This is a genomic window from Clostridioides sp. LIBA-7602 (assembly GCF_056688945.1).
This window is the reverse complement of sequence record NZ_CP196991.1, coordinates 4,200,349-4,219,706: the sequence shown is the minus strand read 5'-3', so window position 1 is coordinate 4,219,706 and position 19,358 is coordinate 4,200,349. Positions and strand designations below refer to the sequence as shown.

Annotated in this window: 20 protein-coding genes; 19 read left to right on the top strand and 1 reads right to left on the bottom strand. The window is 29.5% G+C overall.

The window, feature by feature from the left end; genetic code table 11:
- The first annotated feature begins 14 nt into the window (after positions 1-14).
- The 16 genes from ACTG45_RS19590 (at position 15) to ACTG45_RS19515 (ending at position 16,127) form a co-directional block, all read left to right on the top strand.
- On the top strand, positions 15-971 hold the full coding sequence (locus tag ACTG45_RS19590) for a flavodoxin family protein (RefSeq protein ID WP_021386584.1): 957 nt from the start codon (positions 15-17) through the stop codon (positions 969-971).
- A gap of 49 nt (positions 972-1,020) precedes the next feature.
- Positions 1,021-1,230 (top strand): hypothetical protein, encoded by a 210-nt coding sequence (locus ACTG45_RS19585; RefSeq protein ID WP_021386588.1) that lies wholly within the window; start codon positions 1,021-1,023, stop codon positions 1,228-1,230.
- Complete coding sequence (locus tag ACTG45_RS19580; RefSeq protein WP_021386580.1) at positions 1,223-1,735, top strand: DUF1097 domain-containing protein; 513 nt, start codon at positions 1,223-1,225, stop codon at positions 1,733-1,735. Before ACTG45_RS19585 ends, ACTG45_RS19580 begins: the two co-directional genes overlap by 8 nt.
- A gap of 30 nt (positions 1,736-1,765) precedes the next feature.
- Positions 1,766-2,620, top strand: a complete 855-nt coding sequence (locus ACTG45_RS19575; protein ID WP_479919624.1) for an acetyl-CoA hydrolase — start codon at positions 1,766-1,768, stop codon at positions 2,618-2,620.
- A gap of 308 nt (positions 2,621-2,928) precedes the next feature.
- Positions 2,929-3,450, top strand: a complete 522-nt coding sequence (locus tag ACTG45_RS19570; protein ID WP_479919623.1) for a cysteine hydrolase family protein — start codon at positions 2,929-2,931, stop codon at positions 3,448-3,450.
- Positions 3,451-3,935: 485 nt separating this feature from the next.
- Positions 3,936-6,023 (top strand): BglG family transcription antiterminator, encoded by a 2,088-nt coding sequence (locus ACTG45_RS19565; RefSeq protein ID WP_479919622.1) that lies wholly within the window; start codon positions 3,936-3,938, stop codon positions 6,021-6,023.
- A 14-nt stretch (positions 6,024-6,037) separates the two neighbouring features.
- Positions 6,038-6,325, top strand: coding sequence for a PTS sugar transporter subunit IIB (locus tag ACTG45_RS19560; protein ID WP_479919621.1), 288 nt, complete (start codon positions 6,038-6,040; stop codon positions 6,323-6,325).
- Between the two features lie 26 nt (positions 6,326-6,351).
- Positions 6,352-7,623 carry a PTS ascorbate transporter subunit IIC gene (locus ACTG45_RS19555; protein ID WP_021386607.1) on the top strand — a complete coding sequence of 424 codons (1,272 nt, stop codon included), beginning with the start codon at positions 6,352-6,354 and terminating at the stop codon, positions 7,621-7,623.
- Between the two features lie 65 nt (positions 7,624-7,688).
- Positions 7,689-8,288 (top strand): SIS domain-containing protein, encoded by a 600-nt coding sequence (locus ACTG45_RS19550; protein WP_021386582.1) that lies wholly within the window; start codon positions 7,689-7,691, stop codon positions 8,286-8,288.
- A complete protein-coding gene (gene dapA, locus ACTG45_RS19545; RefSeq protein WP_479919620.1) occupies positions 8,260-9,198 on the top strand; it encodes a 4-hydroxy-tetrahydrodipicolinate synthase in 939 nt (312 codons plus the stop codon). The genes ACTG45_RS19550 and dapA overlap by 29 nt, the downstream gene beginning before the upstream one ends.
- A 105-nt stretch (positions 9,199-9,303) precedes the next feature.
- A complete protein-coding gene (locus ACTG45_RS19540) occupies positions 9,304-9,936 on the top strand; it encodes a beta/alpha barrel domain-containing protein (RefSeq protein WP_479919619.1) in 633 nt (210 codons plus the stop codon).
- A 183-nt stretch (positions 9,937-10,119) separates the two neighbouring features.
- Positions 10,120-10,314, top strand: coding sequence for a helix-turn-helix domain-containing protein (locus ACTG45_RS19535; RefSeq protein ID WP_479917817.1), 195 nt, complete (start codon positions 10,120-10,122; stop codon positions 10,312-10,314).
- Between the two features lie 582 nt (positions 10,315-10,896).
- A complete protein-coding gene (gene tnpB / locus ACTG45_RS19530) occupies positions 10,897-12,006 on the top strand; it encodes an IS200/IS605 family element RNA-guided endonuclease TnpB (RefSeq protein ID WP_479919618.1) in 1,110 nt (369 codons plus the stop codon).
- Positions 12,007-12,174: 168 nt separating this feature from the next.
- Positions 12,175-12,375, top strand: coding sequence for a hypothetical protein (locus tag ACTG45_RS19525; protein ID WP_479919617.1), 201 nt, complete (start codon positions 12,175-12,177; stop codon positions 12,373-12,375).
- Positions 12,376-13,145: 770 nt separating this feature from the next.
- The gene (locus tag ACTG45_RS19520; RefSeq protein WP_479917814.1) at positions 13,146-15,656 is read left to right on the top strand and encodes a sensor domain-containing diguanylate cyclase; all 2,511 of its coding nucleotides are present in this window, start codon (positions 13,146-13,148) and stop codon (positions 15,654-15,656) included.
- A gap of 126 nt (positions 15,657-15,782) precedes the next feature.
- Complete coding sequence (locus ACTG45_RS19515; RefSeq protein ID WP_021386555.1) at positions 15,783-16,127, top strand: zinc ribbon domain-containing protein YjdM; 345 nt, start codon at positions 15,783-15,785, stop codon at positions 16,125-16,127.
- A 128-nt stretch (positions 16,128-16,255) separates the two neighbouring features.
- Here the strand turns inward: ACTG45_RS19515 and ACTG45_RS19510 are convergent, their stop codons facing one another.
- Positions 16,256-16,813, bottom strand: coding sequence for a hypothetical protein (locus ACTG45_RS19510; protein ID WP_479917813.1), 558 nt, complete (start codon positions 16,811-16,813; stop codon positions 16,256-16,258).
- Between the two features lie 442 nt (positions 16,814-17,255).
- On the opposite strand from ACTG45_RS19510, the gene ACTG45_RS19505 reads away from it, so the two are divergent.
- From ACTG45_RS19505 to ACTG45_RS19495, 3 genes are all read left to right on the top strand, one after another.
- Entirely contained in the window at positions 17,256-18,122 is an 867-nt protein-coding gene (locus tag ACTG45_RS19505) for a pentapeptide repeat-containing protein (RefSeq protein WP_479917812.1), read from the top strand.
- 117 nt (positions 18,123-18,239) lie between these two features.
- On the top strand, positions 18,240-18,644 hold the full coding sequence (locus ACTG45_RS19500) for a YmaF family protein (RefSeq protein ID WP_021386546.1): 405 nt from the start codon (positions 18,240-18,242) through the stop codon (positions 18,642-18,644).
- Positions 18,645-18,818: 174 nt separating this feature from the next.
- Positions 18,819-19,268 carry an acetyltransferase gene (locus ACTG45_RS19495; RefSeq protein WP_479917811.1) on the top strand — a complete coding sequence of 150 codons (450 nt, stop codon included), beginning with the start codon at positions 18,819-18,821 and terminating at the stop codon, positions 19,266-19,268.
- Positions 19,269-19,358: the final 90 nt, after the last annotated feature.

Here is a 19,358-nt window from a genome sequence, read left to right as displayed (position 1 = left end):
AGGGAGAGTTAAAAATGAAAATATTAGGTATTTCTTTCGGAACAAAAAATGGAAATAATGACACAATGTGTAAAGTAGCACTTAAAGGAGCTCAAGAAGCAGGAGCTGAAGTAGAATTTATTCAAATGTCATCTCTTAATATTAAACATTGTACTGGGTGCTGTGCATGTGTTAAGACTTTATTATCTGGAAAAGGTAGTATGTGTGTACTAAAAGATGATTTTGAGTGGCTACTTGACAAAATGAAAGATGCAGATGGGATAGTAGCTTCAGACCCAATATTCGAAGAAGGAGCATCAGGATTATTTCATACGATAATGGATCGTTTTGGGCCAAGAGTAGATAAAGGAAATAATATTATAGGAACAAAAGTTGCAGAAGCTACAGGAGGAAAAATTCCAGACCCAAGGATTCTTAAAGATAAAGTAATATCATTTATGGGAATAGGTGGTTCAGACTGGGGTACAAGAGTTCAATGTGAGCATGCTATGTTAGCTCTAATACCAATGTGGAAAGTGATAGATAATGCTTGGTTTCCATGGGCAAAGGAACTAGTCATGAATGATGAAAAACTTGCTCAAGTTCGTCAAATAGGAATAAATATAGTTGAAGCAGCAAAAGATTTTGAAAAAGCTTCATACCAAGGAGAAGAAGGAGTCTGTCCACATTGCCATAATAGGCTATTCTACCTTGAACCAGGTACTAAAAAATCAATATGTGCTCTATGTGGTATAGTTGGAGAATTGGATACAGCAAATGGAAAAACTGTATTTAGTTTTCCAAAAGAGCAATTAGGTCATGCTCATGATACTTTACCAGGTAAGTTTATACATGGAGATGATATTAAACAAATGGAAGGTCATTATGCAGAAATTCGTAAAACACCAGAATTTAAAGAAAGAAAAGTAGCTTATAATTTTATAGAACCATTAACTAAAGAAAAGCAAGTTGAAGTTTCGTTAGGAGAATAATTGAAATATAAAGACTCTTTTTTAAGGAGTGTTATAGGAGGCTTATTATATGAATGAAAAGCCGTGCTTTAGACAAACTGTAGCTATCAATACAGTAAAAAATATACCCATAGCACTTATCGTGTCAGTTGTAGTACTAATAATACCACTATACCTAAGTTATTTTGTAGCATCTATAATTATAAGTCCAATAGCAATTAAGCTAATAGGAATGAGACAAACTAGAAAATTTACTAATTACAATATAGAAAATGGATAGAAAGAAAAAAGAAATATTAACACTATCCATAGGAATTGCTTTATTACCTCCTTTATGGGCAGTATTAGCACCTTATATAGGAATAAAAACTGGAGCAGTAGCATTAATTTGTGCAGGGTTATATGTAACTAATGGTAATAAACAAAAAGATGGATTAAAAATAATGTTTGGGTTTTGGTGTGGAGATTTATGGGCACTTTTGGCCATTTTAATTATGGAACATATAAATTTCAATCAAAACCTAGAATTATTTTTAACACTTAGTATATTGGGATTCTTTGCAGTTATAATTGCATCTTTATTTGAAAAAATAATTTTCTTACCATCATGGCTTTGTGGTTGGGCTATAGGTCTAACTATCATGACAGGTGAAAATATTATTAATTTACAGGACACTTGTATTCAAATTGCTATAGCTATGGCAGTAGGAGTGTGGTATGTGGGAGCAGGTGTAGATTTGTTTACTAGAGGTATTTTGAACAAAGATAAAAAAGAGAAAAATTGAAGCATGTGAATATAATTTGATTATAGGAGAATGTTTATGGGATTTGAATTTAAAATAATGAGAAGTTTAATATACGTAGGGCTTGCTAAGGAAGAGTATAGACCTAAATTAATGGACTGGTTATATCGTTACCATATTCCAGATAGTATTAGTAATTTTGGACCATATTGTACTAAATATGCTTTTTATCAAGCATATCCTACACCGAATGAAGGAGAACGCTTTGGGGTACGTAAGATGCAATTAACAGAGCATTATTGGATTGTGGATGAGCATATGCCTGAAATGGCAAATAGAATTATGACAGAGTACATGCCTATGGATGTTCTTCGTTGGCAAGGATGTATACCAGATGTGGAAAATAAAAAAGTTCATGAGAATGCAGAAAGTGGAGATGCAGGACGTGCAGTAGGTGGGGACAACGGATGTCCACCATTTATATTTGCTTTTGTTCCAATAAACTGGGAAGAAGATTTTAGAGGAAAAGGACGTACTGTGCAAGATGGACCAAACTATCGTTGGCAATTTATGATTAAGTATCCAGATGGCATTTCTAAAGAAGAAGGGGAAAAATGGTTCTATGATGAGGTAGTTCCATACTTTACAAACTGCTGTTATGTTAATCGTTTTGTAAGTAGTAAAATTATGATTAACTATGGAGCAACTGCTTTTGACCGTGTAGTAGAATTATGGTTTGAAGGAGAAGAAGAATGGTATAAAGCTGTGGTTGAAGAGGCAAAATCATTTATTAAAAAGCCAGAATGGGCACAAGAAGAGGAGTTTCCATATCTAAAGCCACAATTCAATATCGCATCAGTATTTTTAGGTGATATAGCAACAATGGATGCATATTCACAATATCGTGGATATATTCCAATGAGATAAAAATTTATAAGATATTTATTAAAAAGTGTTTAGAGTGTATTTAAAAATTGAGATATTCCTTTTATGATAGAGAGTTGAAATAATAAAACTGTTACCATGAAGGGAATATTTTTATGTCTAGAAAATCTTGTGAGGTAAAATTTTAAATATATGAAAGGGTATCTTAAAGGTAAAAAATTAAAAAATATTTTGGAGAATACACTATAGGAAAATATACTATAAAAGAAATGAAAGACTACATAAGATTGTATTCACTTTTTATGGTAAAATATAAAGAAATTTTAAAAGAGATTCAAGGAGGGATAAATATGGTTTTATTGGTAGTCGATACACAAAAACTAATAACAAATGAAAAGTTATATAATTTTAATGGATTTGTAGCAAATGTAGAAAACCTAATTGATACAGCTAGAAAAAATAACATAGAGATAATATATGTACGTCATGATGATGGGGCTGAAAATGAGTTGACTAAGGGTAAAAATGGTTTTGAGATATATGAAAAATTTAAACCATACGATAGAGAAAAAATATTTGATAAAGAAGTAAACAGCGCTTTTAAAGAAACTGGTCTATTAGAATATTTAACAAATAAGGGTGAAAAATATATAATTATCGTTGGGCTTCAAACAGATTACTGTATTGATGCAACTATAAAATGTGGATTTGAACATGGTTTTAACATGATAGTTCCGGCTTATTCGAATACAACTGTAGATAATTCATTTATGTCAGCAGAACAGTCATATAAATACTACAATGAACTCATATGGGATGGAAGATATGCAGAATGTATTTCATTGGATGAAACTCTTAAAAGAATGAAATAAGTATAGACTACTTATAATAAAAAAGTGTAATCTACTTGAATTAAAATATTAAAATCATAAGAAGTATAAGCTACTGAATCTTGTATTTAGACAACTTAATTTTAGAAAAGTATGATACTAGAGTAAAAGTTAATGGACAAATCTAGTGTATTAGAATTATATAAGTAGGATAAGGCACATCAATTTTATTTTAAATTAATGTGCTTTTTAAGTGAAATAATGTGCTAAAAGTGAATATGATTTTTATTTATAAAATCAGTTTTCTTGTGTTTCTTTACTAAAGAAACCTTTTTTATTTATAAAATCTACAATTGTAATATGGTATCTATTTTAGATAAGTATAATTTTTGTCTCAATCTAAAACAAAAGTTATACTTAAATGAAATTGAAAACAATAAAATTCTCCAATAAAATAAATATTGTGGAGGTGATGAAAGAATCCAATGATAATATGAAGACTAATCTTAATAAGAAAGTAGGGATTAATGGTAGTGGACAAAGAAATTGTATCAATTCTCCAGATTTTATTAAATAGCACGTTGATTACAACTAATGGATTACAAGAAGAATCCAACTCATCAAAGAGGCAAATTACTTATAGAATAAATAAAATCAATGACATGCTTAAAGTAAAAAAAGTACCACTTATATGTTTAAGAGCTGATAAAGATATTATCGTTAGAAAAGAAACTAAAAAAGCAATTAAAGAAATTTTAGAAAAAAACTATTCTAAGAATACTTATTACTTTAGTAAAGAAGAAAGACTTTTATATATGTACCTAATGCTTTTTATTAACATGGAGGATATCTCAATTAACCATTTTACAAATTCTATAAAAGTGAGTAGGTCTACTGTAAATCTTGATTTTAAGGATTTAATACCAAATCTTGAAAAAAAAGGCATATATGTTAAGAACAATCGTATAAGTGGTTATTATTTAGTTGGAAATGAAATGGAAATTAGAAGGGTACTTATTAAGAATATTATAGAAACTCTGTCTAATGAGAAGAGCTCAAGAGTATTTGATATTTTTATTGAAGAATATCATTTAGATAGCTTTGAAGAAGCCAAAAAAATTATATTAAAGCTCATAAAAAGATACGAAATTAATTTTGTTGAAGATAGATTAATAGAATTTATATATATATTTATCTTTCTAAAAGCAAGGATGTGTTCAACTAGAATAGTTACTCAAGAAAATATAGATATTCCTAATATTTCGGTTATGAGTTCAATGAAGGAATATAAATTTGCTAAGGAATTATTAGAAGTATATGAAAGTGAAGAAAAGATAAGACCTCATAATATAATGTATATTAGTGCTTGGATTTTAGGTATATCAGTAGGAAATTATGAAGAAGATACAGAAGATAAGGCTGTAATTTCAGAAATTGTAAATAAAATGATGACAAGGTTTGGATATTTAAGTGGGGTTTATTATATAAGTCAAGAAAAGATATTTAAACAATTATATTCTCATTTTAGACCAGCTTATTATAGACTTTTGTTTAAATTGCCTATTTATAATCCAATTTGTGAAAAGGTAAAAGAAGAATATAGATTAGTTTATAGAATTGTAAGTAATTCAATGAAAGAGTTTTGTGGATTATTTGGAGAAGAAATTCAAGAAGAGGAATTAGCATACTTAACAATGCATTTTGCAACTCTTTTTTCAAATAAAAAGGAATTCGAAGACTTTAGAAAAAGAATAGCATTAATAGTTTGTTCAAATGGTGTTGGGAGTTCAGCTATTTTACATGCAGAACTTACAAACTTATTTCCTGACTTGCATTTTATACCAATGTCAGAATCAGTTGGTTTGGAAAATATAAGTGAACCTGTAGACATTGTATTTACTACTAATTATAATACAGAGAGTCTAAAGACAGATGTACCAGTAATTAAAGTAAGTCCTGTTATGACCACAAAAGAAAAATATAAGATTACACGTGAAGTGTACATTCAATTGGGAGATATTTTTTTAAGACAACCTAAGATAGATGAGGTTATGAATATAATAAAAAAATATGCAAAAGTAACTTCTGAAAGTATGCTTTCAAGCGAGTTATTAGCTTATTTTGCACAAATAGAGAATTTTACATCTAAGGAAGGAGAGGGGCCTATGCTAAGTGAGATTACTAGTGAAACACTAATAAAATTAAAGATAAAAGCTAAGAATTGGGAGGATGCTATTAGACAATCAGCTTCTGTTTTAGTTGAAAACAATAAAGTAACTGAGGGATATGTAGATGCCATGATTGACTCAGCAAAAGTATCTGGGCCATACATAGTAATTACAAAACATGTGGCACTTCCACATGCTAGACCAGAGGCTGGCTCAAAAGAGATTGCAATAGGTATTGCTACTTTAGATAGCCCTATTAAGTTTGGAAATGATGAAAATGACCCTGTAAAATATGTATTTTGTTTAAGTGCAGTAGATAATAATAGTCATTTACGTGCTATGTCTGAACTGGTTGAATTATTGGAACAAGATGAATTCTTTAGCGTGTTGGATACTGCTAAAGAAGGTAAAGAAATTATTGATTTTATAAAAAGACACGAATTATAAGGGAGGATTTAATAATGTATAAAATTTTAATCGCATGTAGAGCAGGAGTTGGCTCAAGTTTAATGTTAAAAATAAAAACTCAACAAATTATTAAAGAAAATAACTTTCCAATCGAAGTAGAACATGGTTCATTGGATTCATTAAATGGATTTAATGGAGATGCTGTAGAAACATTAATTGATGTTGCTGAAGAATTAAAAAAGAAAAATTTGAAATTCGATATAATTGGAATTCGTAATATTGTTGACCGTAACGAGATTAAGGCGACACTAGAAAAATTCCTTGCTTCAAAAGAGGGATAAATTTAAGAGAATAGGGAGGAATGTTTATGGAGTTTATTATTAGTTTGTTGAGTACACCTGCTGTTTTGCTTGGTGTAGTTGCATGTATAGGATTGATTCTTCAAAAGAAATCAGCTGTTGAAGTATTTACTGGGTCTTCAAAAACGCTTATTGGCTTTCTAATATTTGGTATTGGTGCATCTGCTATGACTGGTGCACTTCAGAATTTCAATAAATTGTTCCAACATGGGTTTGGAATTACTGGTGTTATAGCTTCACCAGAAGCAGCTACAGCACTTGCACAAAGTACATACGGTTTTGCAGTTTCATGTACATTAATTCTTGGATTTATATTAAATTTAGTTTTTGCACGTATTACAAAGTTTAAAAATATTTTCTTTACAACAGGTCATAGTTTATTCTTTTCTTGTGTATTAGTTTTAATCATGAAAGCACATGGATTCGATAATACAATCACTATTTTAATAGGTGGAGTTATTTTAGGATTTATGTCTGCTGCACTACCTCAATTTTGTCAGCCATTTATGCGTGAATTGACAGGTGGAGATGAACAAGCCATTGGTCACTTCAATATGATTGGTTATGGTCTATCAGGATATATAGGACGTTTATTTTCAAAGCATAAAGATGATACAACAGAAACTATAGAATTTCCTAAGTGGTTATCAATATTTAGAGACTTTTTAATGGGTCTATCTATAGTTATGTTAATCTTATTTTATATTGCAACATTAAAAGCTGGACAGGCATTTACTCAAGAAATCGCTGGTTCAACACATTGGTTAGTATTTCCACTTATAGAGGCATTTACATTTGTAGCTGGTATGTCAATACTGATGTCAGGTGTTCGTATGTTCTTAGCTGAAATAACTGCGGCATTCGTAATTATTTCAGAAAAATATATTCCAGGTTCACGTCCTGCACTTGATGTTCCAACAGTATTTCCATATGCACCAAATGCAGTTATTATTGGCTTTATATCAGCATATGCTGCGGGTCTATTAGCAATTGTTATTATGGCATCATTTCCTAGTATATTCCCTGTAGTAATTATTCCAGCTGCTCATATATGTTTCTTTTCAGGTGGTACAGCTGCGATATTTGGTAATACTTCAGGAGGATGGAGAGGAGCTATTGCAGGGTCGTTTGTTGTAGGATTATTACTTGCATTTTTACCAGTTATACTATATCCAGTTTATGGAACTCTTGGTATAGAGGGTGCAACTTTCCCAAATATTGATTATAACGTAGTTGGCTCAATCTTACATAATATTTTACAATTTATAAAACCTATCTAGTCTTAAAGTAACAATGTAAAAGTCATAGGTATGGTTACCATAATTTAAAGGAGGATAAGTCTATTATGGAAAACACGCTATCTGAATTTCTAGACACTCTATCTAATGAAGTATCAGAGTTTATTGCATCAATAGATGAAATATCTATAAATAAAGCATGTGATTTAATTTTTGAAGTTGAAAGGAATCATGGACGTGTACACGTGACTGGTATTGGTAAACCAGGACATGTATCAGGGTATATTTCATCATTACTTTCATCTACTGGAACGCCAGCATATATATTACATGGTACAGAAGCAGTACATGGCTCAAGTGGTCAAGTAGTAGCTGGGGATGTTGTTATTGCAATATCAAATAGTGGTGAGACTCAAGAATTAAAAGCAACTATTGAGACATTAAAAGTAAATGGAGCAAAGATAATTGGTGTAAGTGGTAATACAAATTCATTCTTAAAGGATGTTTCTGATATATTCTTGTTTGCAGGTGTTAAACAGGAAGGTGATTGCCTTAATAAAGCCCCTCGTGCTTCGATTCTTGCTGAAACTATAGTCTTACAGTCCTTAAGTGTTGCATTACAATATGCTAAAGAACTTGATGTACAACAGTATTTGAAGTGGCATCCAGGAGGAAGTCTTGGAAAGTCTATTAGAGAGGAAATGTAATTTTATGAAATATAAAGGTATTATATGTGCAATGATAACACCTTTTGATGAAAATCAAAATATAAATCCACAGGCAACATGTGAGTTAATTGACTATCTAGTAGGTAAGGGAGTTTATGGGTTATTTATTTTGGGAACTAATGGTGAATGTCATGTGCTAACAGATGATGAAAAGGTTGAATTCGCAAAAATTGTTGTTAATCACACTAATAATCGTGTACATGTTTTTGTTGGAACAGGTGGTAATTCAACTCGTGAAGTTATAAGTTTATCTAAGAGAATGGAATCTATTGGAGCAAGCGCTTTATCTATTATTACACCATACTTTGTAACACCAACACAGGAGGAATTAATTTTACATTATAAAACTATTGCTAATTCAGTTAATTTACCCATTATGATGTATAACATGCCAGGTAAGACAGGGATTAATATTGAGCCTGAATCAGTGCGTGAATTGGCAAAGATAAAGAATATCGTTGGTATTAAAGATAGTAGTGGTAAACTTGACAACATGAAAGCTTATATTGAAGTAACTAAGAGTGAGGATTTTAGTATATTTTCAGGTTCAGATTCACTTATTCTTGATAGTTTGAAGGCTGGTGGACAAGGTGCTGTTGCTGCAACAGCAAACTTTCTTACAGAGATTGATATTGCTATTTATGAAAATTTCATGAAGGGGGATTTGGAAGAAGCTCAAAAAGCTCAAAGTAGTATAGAGGAGCTTCGTCGTATCCTAAAGCTGGGAACAATTCCATCTGTTATAAAAAAAGCTGTTGTATTTAATGGAATTAACGTTGGAACTGCACGACTTCCTGTAACTGAACCAACTGGAAAAGCACTTGAAGAAATTAAGCAAGTGGTTAAAAATTATAGAGGAGTACTTAATCAATATAGTGATAATAGATAACATAGATAAGGGAATCACATTTGCATATGACTAATATATGTCTTATGAAAATGAAGTTAACTTAATGGAAAAGTAAAATGGTTTGATAAATATAGAGGTGATGATATGAAAAAGATGAATATAACCAAAAGAATGGCAGAATGTGGGGCTCTTGCAATTGTAAGAGAAGAAACACTTAATCGTGCATGTGAAATTGCTGAAGGTTGTATAAAAGGTGGAATAACGGTTATGGAAATGAGCTATACTTTGAATAATGCTGGAGAAATAATTCAAGGGCTTAATAAAAAATATGGTGAATCCCTTTGTGTAGGAGCAGGAACCATTTTGGATAGTGAAACAGCTCGCCATGCTATCTTACATGGAGCTCAATTTATTATTGCACCAAATTACAATGAAGATGTAGCAAGGCTTTGCAATAGATATCAAATTCCTTATGCTCCAGGATGTACATCATTGACTGAAGCAGTAGATGCACTGAGCTTAGGAGCTGCCTTTATCAAGGCTTTTCCAATATCAGATTTCTATGGACCTAAACTAGTAAAGGTATTTAAAACACCGATACCTGATATGCCAGTTTTGGCAAGTGGTGGAATTAACCTTGATAACCTGCATGTATGGCTTGGAAACGGTGTTGATGTATGTGGTTTTGGTGGCTTATTAACTAAAGGTAATGTTGGGGATATTGCTGAAAATGCTAAAAAGATTCGTGAAATCATTAAAAATACAAGAGAAGTTTAATATTCAGGCTATATCATAGTAGTTTATAATTACTATGATATAGCCTCTTTAATATTTGTTATATTTTAATCTAAACTATAGATAAAATTAGTAATGCAACTATTAGTTAACAAAATGCAACTATATAAGGATTGTGAATCAATCAATATATAAATATAATTAAGTTGAGATGAGGTGATAATATTGAATTTTGGAGAAAATTTAAAGCGACTAAGAAAAGAAAGAAATTTATCACAAGAACAACTTTCTGAAATGCTAAACGTATCTAGGCAAGCTATATCAAAATGGGAATCCAATAAAACATATCCAGATATAGAGAATTTAATGTTACTAAGAAATATATTTAATATAACTTTAGATGATTTGTTATTTGATTAAAAAATAGCTACGCACACTCGTGACTTTAGTCGTGAGTTAGTAGCTAAAGTAGTCAGCATATAGGGAAACTTATATGTAGAGATAGGAAAGAACCTATCCAATACTACTTGAATTGCTGGAAACCCCTAAAGCTAACTAAACTAAAACATAAGGATGAAATAAACCTAAGTGTGAAAGTTACGAAAGTAGAAAAAATTGGTTAGATGGTATAAGGTTAAACCCTAAGTACTTTAAAATGGGCAATCAGCAGGTAAGCTCCGAATAGGAGAAACTTCAACGACTATTCCTCTTGAGGGAAGTACACTACAAGCTATTGGTAGTGGAAGTGGGTAGACCTTAACGGATAATGCCGAAGGATAAGATATAGTCTGTGCTTGCATGAAAATGTAAGAAGTTCATAAGAGAACTGCATAGGTAGTAGCGAACTTATGTGAACGACAACCTCAAAAATGATAAAAGTTAAGGGCTTACAGTTCTTATATATGTTATTTAAAAAATAAATATGAAAACCTTCAAAATACTTGTTTTAAATGTTAATATTATGATGGGTGATGAATAATCAGAAAAAACAAGTAAAGTGAGGTGATAGTAGTGGAAAAGGCATATAAGTTTAGAATGTATCCAAATAAAAAACAGCAACAGTTAATTAACAAAACTTTTGGATGTTGTAGATTTGTATATAATAAGTATCTTGCTAAAAAAATAGAAGTTTATGAAAATAATAAAGAAACTTTTACTTATAAACAGTGCAGTTCTGATTTGACCAATTTAAAAAGAGAATTAGAGTGGCTTAAAGAACCTGACAAATTTTCACTACAAAACACCTTAAAAGATTTAGAAAACGCATATAAAAAATTCTTTAAAGAAAATGCAGGATTTCCTAAATTTAAATCAAAGAAAACTAATAGATTTTCATATAGAACTAACTTTACAAATGGAAATATTATGTGCTGTGGTCAATATATAAAATTACCTAAACTTGGTATGGTCAAAGTAAGGGATAAACAAGTACCTCAAGGGAGAATACTTAATGCTACTGTATCTAGGGAGCCAAGTGGTAAATATTATATATCATTATGCTGTACTGATATAGAGATTGAAGCACTTGAAAATACTAATAATAAGATAGGTTTAGATTTAGGAATTAAAGAATTTTGTATCTTAAGTTGTGGACAATTTATAGAAAATCCTAAGTATCTTCAAAAGTCATTAAACAAACTTGCTAAATTACAAAGAGAATTATCGAGAAAAACAATTGGTAGTTTAAATAGAAATAAAGCAAGGTTAAAAGTTGCAAGACTTCAAGAACATATAGCTAATCGTCGAGAGGATTTTTTACAAAAACTATCTACTAAATTAATACGAGAGAATGATATTATTTGCATAGAAGATTTACAAGTAAAGAACATGACTAGAAATCATAAACTATCTCTTTCTATTTCTGATGTATCATGGTCAGAATTTATTCGTCAATTAGAATACAAGGCTAATTGGTATGGTAGACAAATTGTAAAGGTAGGTAAATTCTTTGCAAGTTCACAAATATGCAATAAATGTGGGTACAAAAACGAGGAAATGAAGAATTTAAGTATAAGAGAATGGATGTGTCCTTGTTGTAATGAAACTCACGATAGAGATATAAATGCAAGTATAAATATACTAAAAGAAGGATTAAGACTAATAAGAGTTTAAAATAAATAACTTATGTAAGAACCGTAGGAACTACGGGGATAGCTTGTGGAGAATTGGTAAGACATATTTTAGTATGCAAAATTCTATGAAGCAGGAACCCTGTGACTTTAGTCATGGGAGGTTCAGGAAAATACAGATAAAATTGAAGACATGATTGAGTCAAGCAAATTGCCTACAAATAGTATAAATTATGATGAAAATGAGTCAGAAGATGAACTGTCAGAGAATTTCATTATAGGTGGTTTTATAATAGGAATATCAATTGGATTTATTACAGATAATTTTATATGGGGGCTAGCAGGTAGTTTTATAGGTATGGGAATTAGTTATCTAATCGAATATGTAAATAAAAAAGACAAGATAAACTAAATAAAAAAACTTTCAATAAAAGTGCAACATGGAAATACATTATAAATAAGAATATATAGTTTGGTTATAAGTGAGCAATACATGTATATAGAGTATTATCTAGTAAATATATTGTATAGTATAGAAGTAACAATTATTAGAATTAAAAAAGGAAATTTACCTTAAGCATATTTATTGTATAATATCTTGAAATAAAACTTTATATCAATGAATAATCAAGACCATATAGGATAATTACTTATATGGTTATTTTTAGTGAAGTAATTTCAGTTGTTTTGTATTGTTTCTTTGACTTAGAAAAGGACTGATTTAAAAATCAAGTTATGATATAATTTCATTAAAAGAATGCAAACTTGAGATATGTATGAAAAAATTATGATTGAAGTAGAAATAAATTTGGTTCTATATATTAAATAAATCAAGCTTTGTTTACAACAAATCAAACTTATCATTTAAATGACAATAAACAAACCTTACAAACTAAATTTTTAAAAATAGTCTTAAGTATATTATCAAAGTCAAATAAATAAAACTTTCGTCTTTAAATTTGGAAAAAGATTAATTATAATTACAAAAGATTTAATATTAAGTAAAAAGAAACAGGGAAAGAGAACTTATATATTTCAGAGAGAAATTTAAATATGGATTTAAGTTAAGAAGAAGCTGTAAATAAGATAGGTTAACACACATTGATGATTCACTTTTAGCATTATGTTATAAAAAGCATAATGTATTGAAAAAGGGTGATAAGGATAGGAGGATAACAAAAAATGATACGAGATAATGCTGGGTTAGATAAAGTATTTGAAAAAGAACAAACAATAAATAATGAAGTTATTTCAGAAGAAATGTTAAAATCCATGGGTATTGGAGTTAGTAAGCATTTTTTAGATGATTCATTTACAGTTATCTGGGGAAATGCAGCTTTTTATCAGTTGTTAGGATATACAGAAAAAGAATTTTTGAATGAATTTTCTAATCTAAGAGATTATTATGAAAATGATTATGATGATTTTGAATCTATGAGAGATTATTTTTTCGATGTTTACCATAATGGTAAGAAGAGTGGAGAGCATAAAACTTGCATTCCAATAAATTATGGAAGTAATCTTTGGGTAATAATGAATGGCATATTAATCGAATCACAGGAACATGAAAAAGCAATAATCTATATATTGTATTCAAATATCAATGAATTAAAAATAAAGCAAGATGAACTGTGTGAGAAGGAAAAAGAAAGTAAAGAGAATTTTGAATGGATGATGTCAGAGTATGCTGGAAACGTTTATATTAGCGATATGAATACGTATGAGTTGTTATATTTAAATAAACAATCGTGTAATACCTTACAAGCATCACCAAGTGAGCTGATTGGAAGGAAATGTTATGAGGTAATTCAAGGAAGAACTTCTCCATGTCCATTTTGTACGAATTCATATTTAAAGAAAGATGATATATATGAATGGGAGTTTTACAATAAAAAACTGAAAAGAACATTTATGATTAAAAATCGCATGATAGATTGGAAAGGTCGAAGAGCTCGCATAGAGTTATCTTATGATATGTATAGTGCTGAGTATAAGCTAGCGAAAAAAGACCAGGAAAGAGAATCAATCTTGAAAACTATTCCAGCAGGTATGGTTCGAATAGATGCAAGAGATTTTAGTACAATACTTTGGCATAATAACATATTCTTGAACATGATTGAATATACAAAGGAACAGTTTGAAAAAGAACTTGATAATCAATGTAGATATTTATTTTCCGAGGATTATAAACGCAGTAAGGAATTGGCACTAGATTTAAAAGAGTCTGGAGATAATGTTGTATTTGAAACAAGAATATATACACGCTCAAAGCAAGAACGCGTATGGACTGTCACGCTGTGTTATGTTAGTGGAGAAGATAGTTGGGATGGAATACCATCTTTTTACAGTATAGGGCTTGACATTACTAAAGAAAGAAAGCAGATTGAGAAATTACAGTACATATCAGAGAAAGATGCATTAACAGGAATTTATAATCGTGCTGAAACCGAGAGGCAGATTAAGAAATATTTTGAAGAGAATTTAGATGTTATGGGTGCATTGTTTATGATTGATACAGATAATTTTAAACAGATTAATGATACAGAAGGACATATGATTGGAGACATAGTGCTCACTGAAATAGCAGCAGGTATGAAAAAAATAATGCGAGACAATGATATTGTTGGCAGGATTGGTGGGGATGAGTTTACTATTTTAATGAAGAATATTTCTTCATTAAAAGATGCGGAAAAGAAAGCAGAAGAACTTTTATATATGTTTCGTCATCTATTTCATAAAGAGAAAAGTTCCATAAAAGTGACCTGTAGTATTGGAATAGCTATATATCCAAAAGATGGTGGTACATTTAAGGCGATGTACAAAAGAGCGGATAAGGCTTTATATCAAGCAAAAATTCTGGGGAAAAACAATTATGTCATATATGATCAAGGTTACTTTGAAGATTTGGAAGAATTTAATTACTCTTCTCTTGGAACAGCTATTGATTCAGAAAAGAAATATGCTGAATGTCCTGATAACCTTACACGTTATATATTCCGTATGCTTTATCAGTCTGATGATATAGATAAAACAATTAATATGATACTTGAAGTTGTTGGGAAACAGTTTAATGTGAGTCGTGTTTATATTTTTGAAAATACAGAAGATGGTCAATATACATCGAACACTTATGAATGGTGTAATACTGGAATTTCTTCTCAAATGGCTAATTTACAAAATAGTGATTATCAAGAGTATAATGATTATGAAAAGCTTTTTGGAGAAGATTTAGTTTTCTATTGTCGTGACATTCATACACTACCTCCTAAGTTAGAAGAGCTGTTCTCTAGTCAGGGTATCCATTCTACACTTCAATGTGCATATAGAGATGGTCAAGTTTTCAGTGGATTTGTTGGATTTGATGAGTGTACAGGACTACGTCTATGGACACAGGAAGAAGTCAGCACATTATCTTTGATTTCTCAAATTATATCAATATTTCTACAACGTAAAAAAGAAAAGAAAGTAAGTCAACATATGAACCAATATAAGTCTATTTTAGATAATATTGAACAATGTATTTATGTGATTGATAAGGAAAATAATATTTTGTTGTATTTAAATAAAAAATTTAAAAATACATATTCTGGATTCCAAATTGGACAACCTTGTTATCTTGATTCTATAGATATTCATAGTACATCCATTATGTGGAATCAAAAAGAAGCATACCTATGTATTGATATGGTGTAATGGAAGAATTTAAACCTTAGGAAAAAGAGTAGTTTGTAAATATAAGTATAATATGATATCATATAGGCTCAAAAGAAATTTTATGTTGTAAAAAATTTAAAAATAACAAGTGGAGGACATATAAATATGGAAAGTTTGCCAAATTGCCCGAAATGTAATTCAGAATATACTTATGAAGATGGAACTCTTTTAGTTTGCCCAGAATGCTCTCATGAATGGGCCTTAGAATTGGGAACAGAAGAAAATTCAAATATTATTAAAGACATAAATGGAAATATATTAAATGATGGAGACTCTGTTACAGTAATTAGAGACCTTAAAGTAAAAGGGAGTTCATCATCTATAAAGATTGGAACAAAAGTAAAAAATATACGTTTAGTACATGACCCATCAGATGGGCATGATATAGAATGCAAAATAGATGGATTCGGAGCTATGAAGTTGAAGTCTTCGGTAGTTAAAAAAGCGTAAAATCATGAATAAAGTATTTTATTTATGATTTTATAGTACAGTATAAACCACAAGAGTTTATTACAGAATTAAAGCTTATTTATCTTTATATTCTCTTGTGGTTTTATTAATATGCAGTTGTAATAAGTTTATTTTTCAAGAGATATTCTGAACATTTTGCCTAATCGCTCATAAAGTCCATTATCACTCTTACTGATATATTCACCAATACATTTACCTAATCTATTATATAGGTTGAAAACTCTAGGATGACTTGATTTTACATAAATACTTTTGAATTTTTTACCATAGTAATATGGAATAATGATATCTCTTAACCAACGTCCACCATTACCTCGGTCTTCTGGAGAAATATGAAAATAATTGAATACCAAAATATTATCTGTAGGTTCTGAAATATGTATCGTGTCTGGGAAAAAAAGTGGTATATCAAGTATTCCATGTGACATTAATCCAACTCCAATTATGTTATCATCTTTTTTTATATAGTGAAAGTCCATTATAATATTTGGATTCTGTTTTACTGTTTCAATTAAATGGCAACAATGATATATCTCGTCATAATCATCCCATTCATTTTCTGCTTTATATAAAAGGTTTTTAATAACTGGTACTAGCATGTTACTTGTGAAAGTATCTGAAACAAAAAAATTATACTTTTTCTCTTTATGTAGCAATAGTTCCATAAATATTCTCTCCTCTGCAAATAAGTTAATCGTATTTACTTAAAATAGTAATATAGTTGTTAGGCTTATTTATACTAGAATTGTAAAGTTAAATGAGATACTTAGCTTTGTATAGTTAATTTGCATATTTTTGATTTTATAGGTTGTATCTATGGCTATTATATCATGGATTCTAAAAACATTGAAATTTTCAACTTCTAAAAATATTTATAGTTCATGAGCTATATTATGATTGGGTGAAAACTTATTAGTATAATGTTATAGTTAAAATAAGTTCTAGTATAAAAAGTGTTGTTACAAATATCAAGAAACCAATGTATACTATTGGAATAACAAACACATTAAATTATAATTAAAAATAAGAAATGTTACATAATAGGTTGAAATGTAATTTATTTACAACAGTAACTTATTAAAAAACATGCTGAGAAGGAGAAGCGATATGATAAATATACATAAAGATATATATAATAATAAATTATTTGATGAGTTAAAAATTGATTGTGAAAAGTGTTTTGGACTTTGTTGTCTAGCTCTTTATTTTTCTGCTTCAGATGGATTTCCTGTTGATAAGGAATCAGGAAATCCATGTATTAATTTGCAATCAGATTTTAAATGTTCTGTACATAGCAATCTTATAAAGCGAGGTTTTAAAGGCTGTACTGCATATGATTGTTTTGGTTCAGGTCAGAAAGTAGCACAAGTAACATATAAAGGTAGAGACTGGATGCAATCATCAGAATTAGCAAGTCAAATGTCTGAAGTATTTTTAATTATGAGACAGTTACATGAAATGCTATGGTATCTTAAAGAAGCATCTATATTAGATATAGCAGATGCAATAAAAGTAAAAATTGACTCAATAATTGAAGAAACTGAAAAGATAACTAATATGAATCCAGAACAGCTAATTGATTTAGATATCACATCACATAGAGTAAAGGTAAATTCATTATTAGCACAAGCTAGTGAGTCTGTAATGGAAAAAGTCAAATCTTTTCTTAAAACTTCTAATCCTAAAAACAAGAAAAAATTAAGTAAAAGTATAGATTTAATAGGAGCAGACCTTAGAAAAACAAATCTAATAGGAGCAGATTTAAAAGGAAGATTCATGATAGCAGCAAATTTAAAAGACGCAGATTTAAGTGGAGCAAATTTAATAGGAGCAGATTTAAGAGATTGCAATATTAGAGGAGCTAATCTTAAAAATAGTATATTTTTAACACAATTGCAAGTTAATACTGCAAAAGGAGATTCTAATACAAAATTACCAGCTTCACTAGTACATCCTAAACATTGGAATGAATAATTAAATTAATACATAATTTTACAAAATATGAACTTTTTTGACTCTGATTCATACTATATATTAGAGATTCTTTAGAGGAATTTCTAAATATATAATATAACAAGGAGAGATATAAAAATGAGTTATCAAAATTATAAATGTGAAAGAGATTATGTATATGATGATTATAAATATAATGAATGTAATAAGTGCTATAATGATTATGAGGAAATGACACATGTTCATGAATACTCACAAAGTGTTAAGTTAGCAGAAGAATGCGACGATAGACATAACCATCGTGCAGCAGGAGTTACTGGTGAAGTTATACCAATAAATGGTGGTACAAATCATGTTCATAAAATAAATGATAATGTGGATTTCCTTGACCATTTCCATAAGATATGTGTTACAACAGGTCCAGCTATTAAGATACCAGGAACTAACAAACATGTTCATTTGGTATGTGGAAATACTACTGTTAATGATGGTCACTGCCATAAATTCCTTTTTACTACTCAGATAGAAGCTCCATTAGTATAGCTAATATGAATTCTTGTAGTAAATTTGTTAGACTTTAGTATATAATTATAAAAATATAATGGATTATATTTAAATTTAATTAGGGCTATGATATTAACTTTCATAGCCCTTTCTAAATTTTATATAAATAATCAGGAACAATTAAAAATCACATAGAACAGAAAGGAAGTTTTTATGAACTCTGAAATAATTTTTGAAATGAGACAAATAAATTCAAACGAATATGAGGAAATGTTGAAAGTCTGGGAATCATCAGTAAGAGCCACTCATGATTTTTTAATAGAGAAAGATATTGAATCTTTAAGACCATTAGTTAAAACTGGGCTTAAAGAAGTAGAAAATATAGTCTGTGTTAAAGAAAAAAATATAATAAAAGCCTTTATGGGAATAGATAAAGACAAAATTGAGATGCTATTTATAAAAGATAAATATAGAGGTCATGGTATTGGTAAAAAGTTAATAACGTATGCTATAGATAAATATAATATAAAATATGTTGATGTAAATGAACAAAATAAAAAAGCAGTGGGATTTTATCTTCATTTAGGATTTAAAGAATTTGATAGGTCTGAAATAGATGGGCAAGGCAATCCATTTCCAATATTACATATGAAATTAACTTAAATAAAACTGCAGTTATAATAATATATTTGGGGAAATATAATTCTTTGTATTAGCTTAAATAAAATTATTAATTTAAAAAAATAGTATATA

Coding starts and splice junctions, on each gene's coding strand:
- ACTG45_RS19515 (WP_021386555.1), top strand. CDS start 15,783: ATGGAAAGTTTGCCAAATTGCCCGAAATGTAATTCAGAATATACTTAT.
- ACTG45_RS19495 (WP_479917811.1), top strand. CDS start 18,819: ATGAACTCTGAAATAATTTTTGAAATGAGACAAATAAATTCAAACGAA.
- ACTG45_RS19585 (WP_021386588.1), top strand. CDS start 1,021: ATGAATGAAAAGCCGTGCTTTAGACAAACTGTAGCTATCAATACAGTA.
- ACTG45_RS19520 (WP_479917814.1), top strand. CDS start 13,146: ATGATACGAGATAATGCTGGGTTAGATAAAGTATTTGAAAAAGAACAA.
- ACTG45_RS19565 (WP_479919622.1), top strand. CDS start 3,936: ATGGTAGTGGACAAAGAAATTGTATCAATTCTCCAGATTTTATTAAAT.
- ACTG45_RS19575 (WP_479919624.1), top strand. CDS start 1,766: ATGTTTATGGGATTTGAATTTAAAATAATGAGAAGTTTAATATACGTA.
- ACTG45_RS19505 (WP_479917812.1), top strand. CDS start 17,256: ATGATAAATATACATAAAGATATATATAATAATAAATTATTTGATGAG.
- ACTG45_RS19540 (WP_479919619.1), top strand. CDS start 9,304: ATGAAAAAGATGAATATAACCAAAAGAATGGCAGAATGTGGGGCTCTT.
- ACTG45_RS19550 (WP_021386582.1), top strand. CDS start 7,689: ATGGAAAACACGCTATCTGAATTTCTAGACACTCTATCTAATGAAGTA.
- ACTG45_RS19555 (WP_021386607.1), top strand. CDS start 6,352: ATGGAGTTTATTATTAGTTTGTTGAGTACACCTGCTGTTTTGCTTGGT.
- ACTG45_RS19570 (WP_479919623.1), top strand. CDS start 2,929: ATGGTTTTATTGGTAGTCGATACACAAAAACTAATAACAAATGAAAAG.
- ACTG45_RS19590 (WP_021386584.1), top strand. CDS start 15: ATGAAAATATTAGGTATTTCTTTCGGAACAAAAAATGGAAATAATGAC.
- ACTG45_RS19580 (WP_021386580.1), top strand. CDS start 1,223: ATGGATAGAAAGAAAAAAGAAATATTAACACTATCCATAGGAATTGCT.
- ACTG45_RS19510 (WP_479917813.1), bottom strand. CDS start 16,813: ATGGAACTATTGCTACATAAAGAGAAAAAGTATAATTTTTTTGTTTCA.
- ACTG45_RS19560 (WP_479919621.1), top strand. CDS start 6,038: ATGTATAAAATTTTAATCGCATGTAGAGCAGGAGTTGGCTCAAGTTTA.
- ACTG45_RS19500 (WP_021386546.1), top strand. CDS start 18,240: ATGAGTTATCAAAATTATAAATGTGAAAGAGATTATGTATATGATGAT.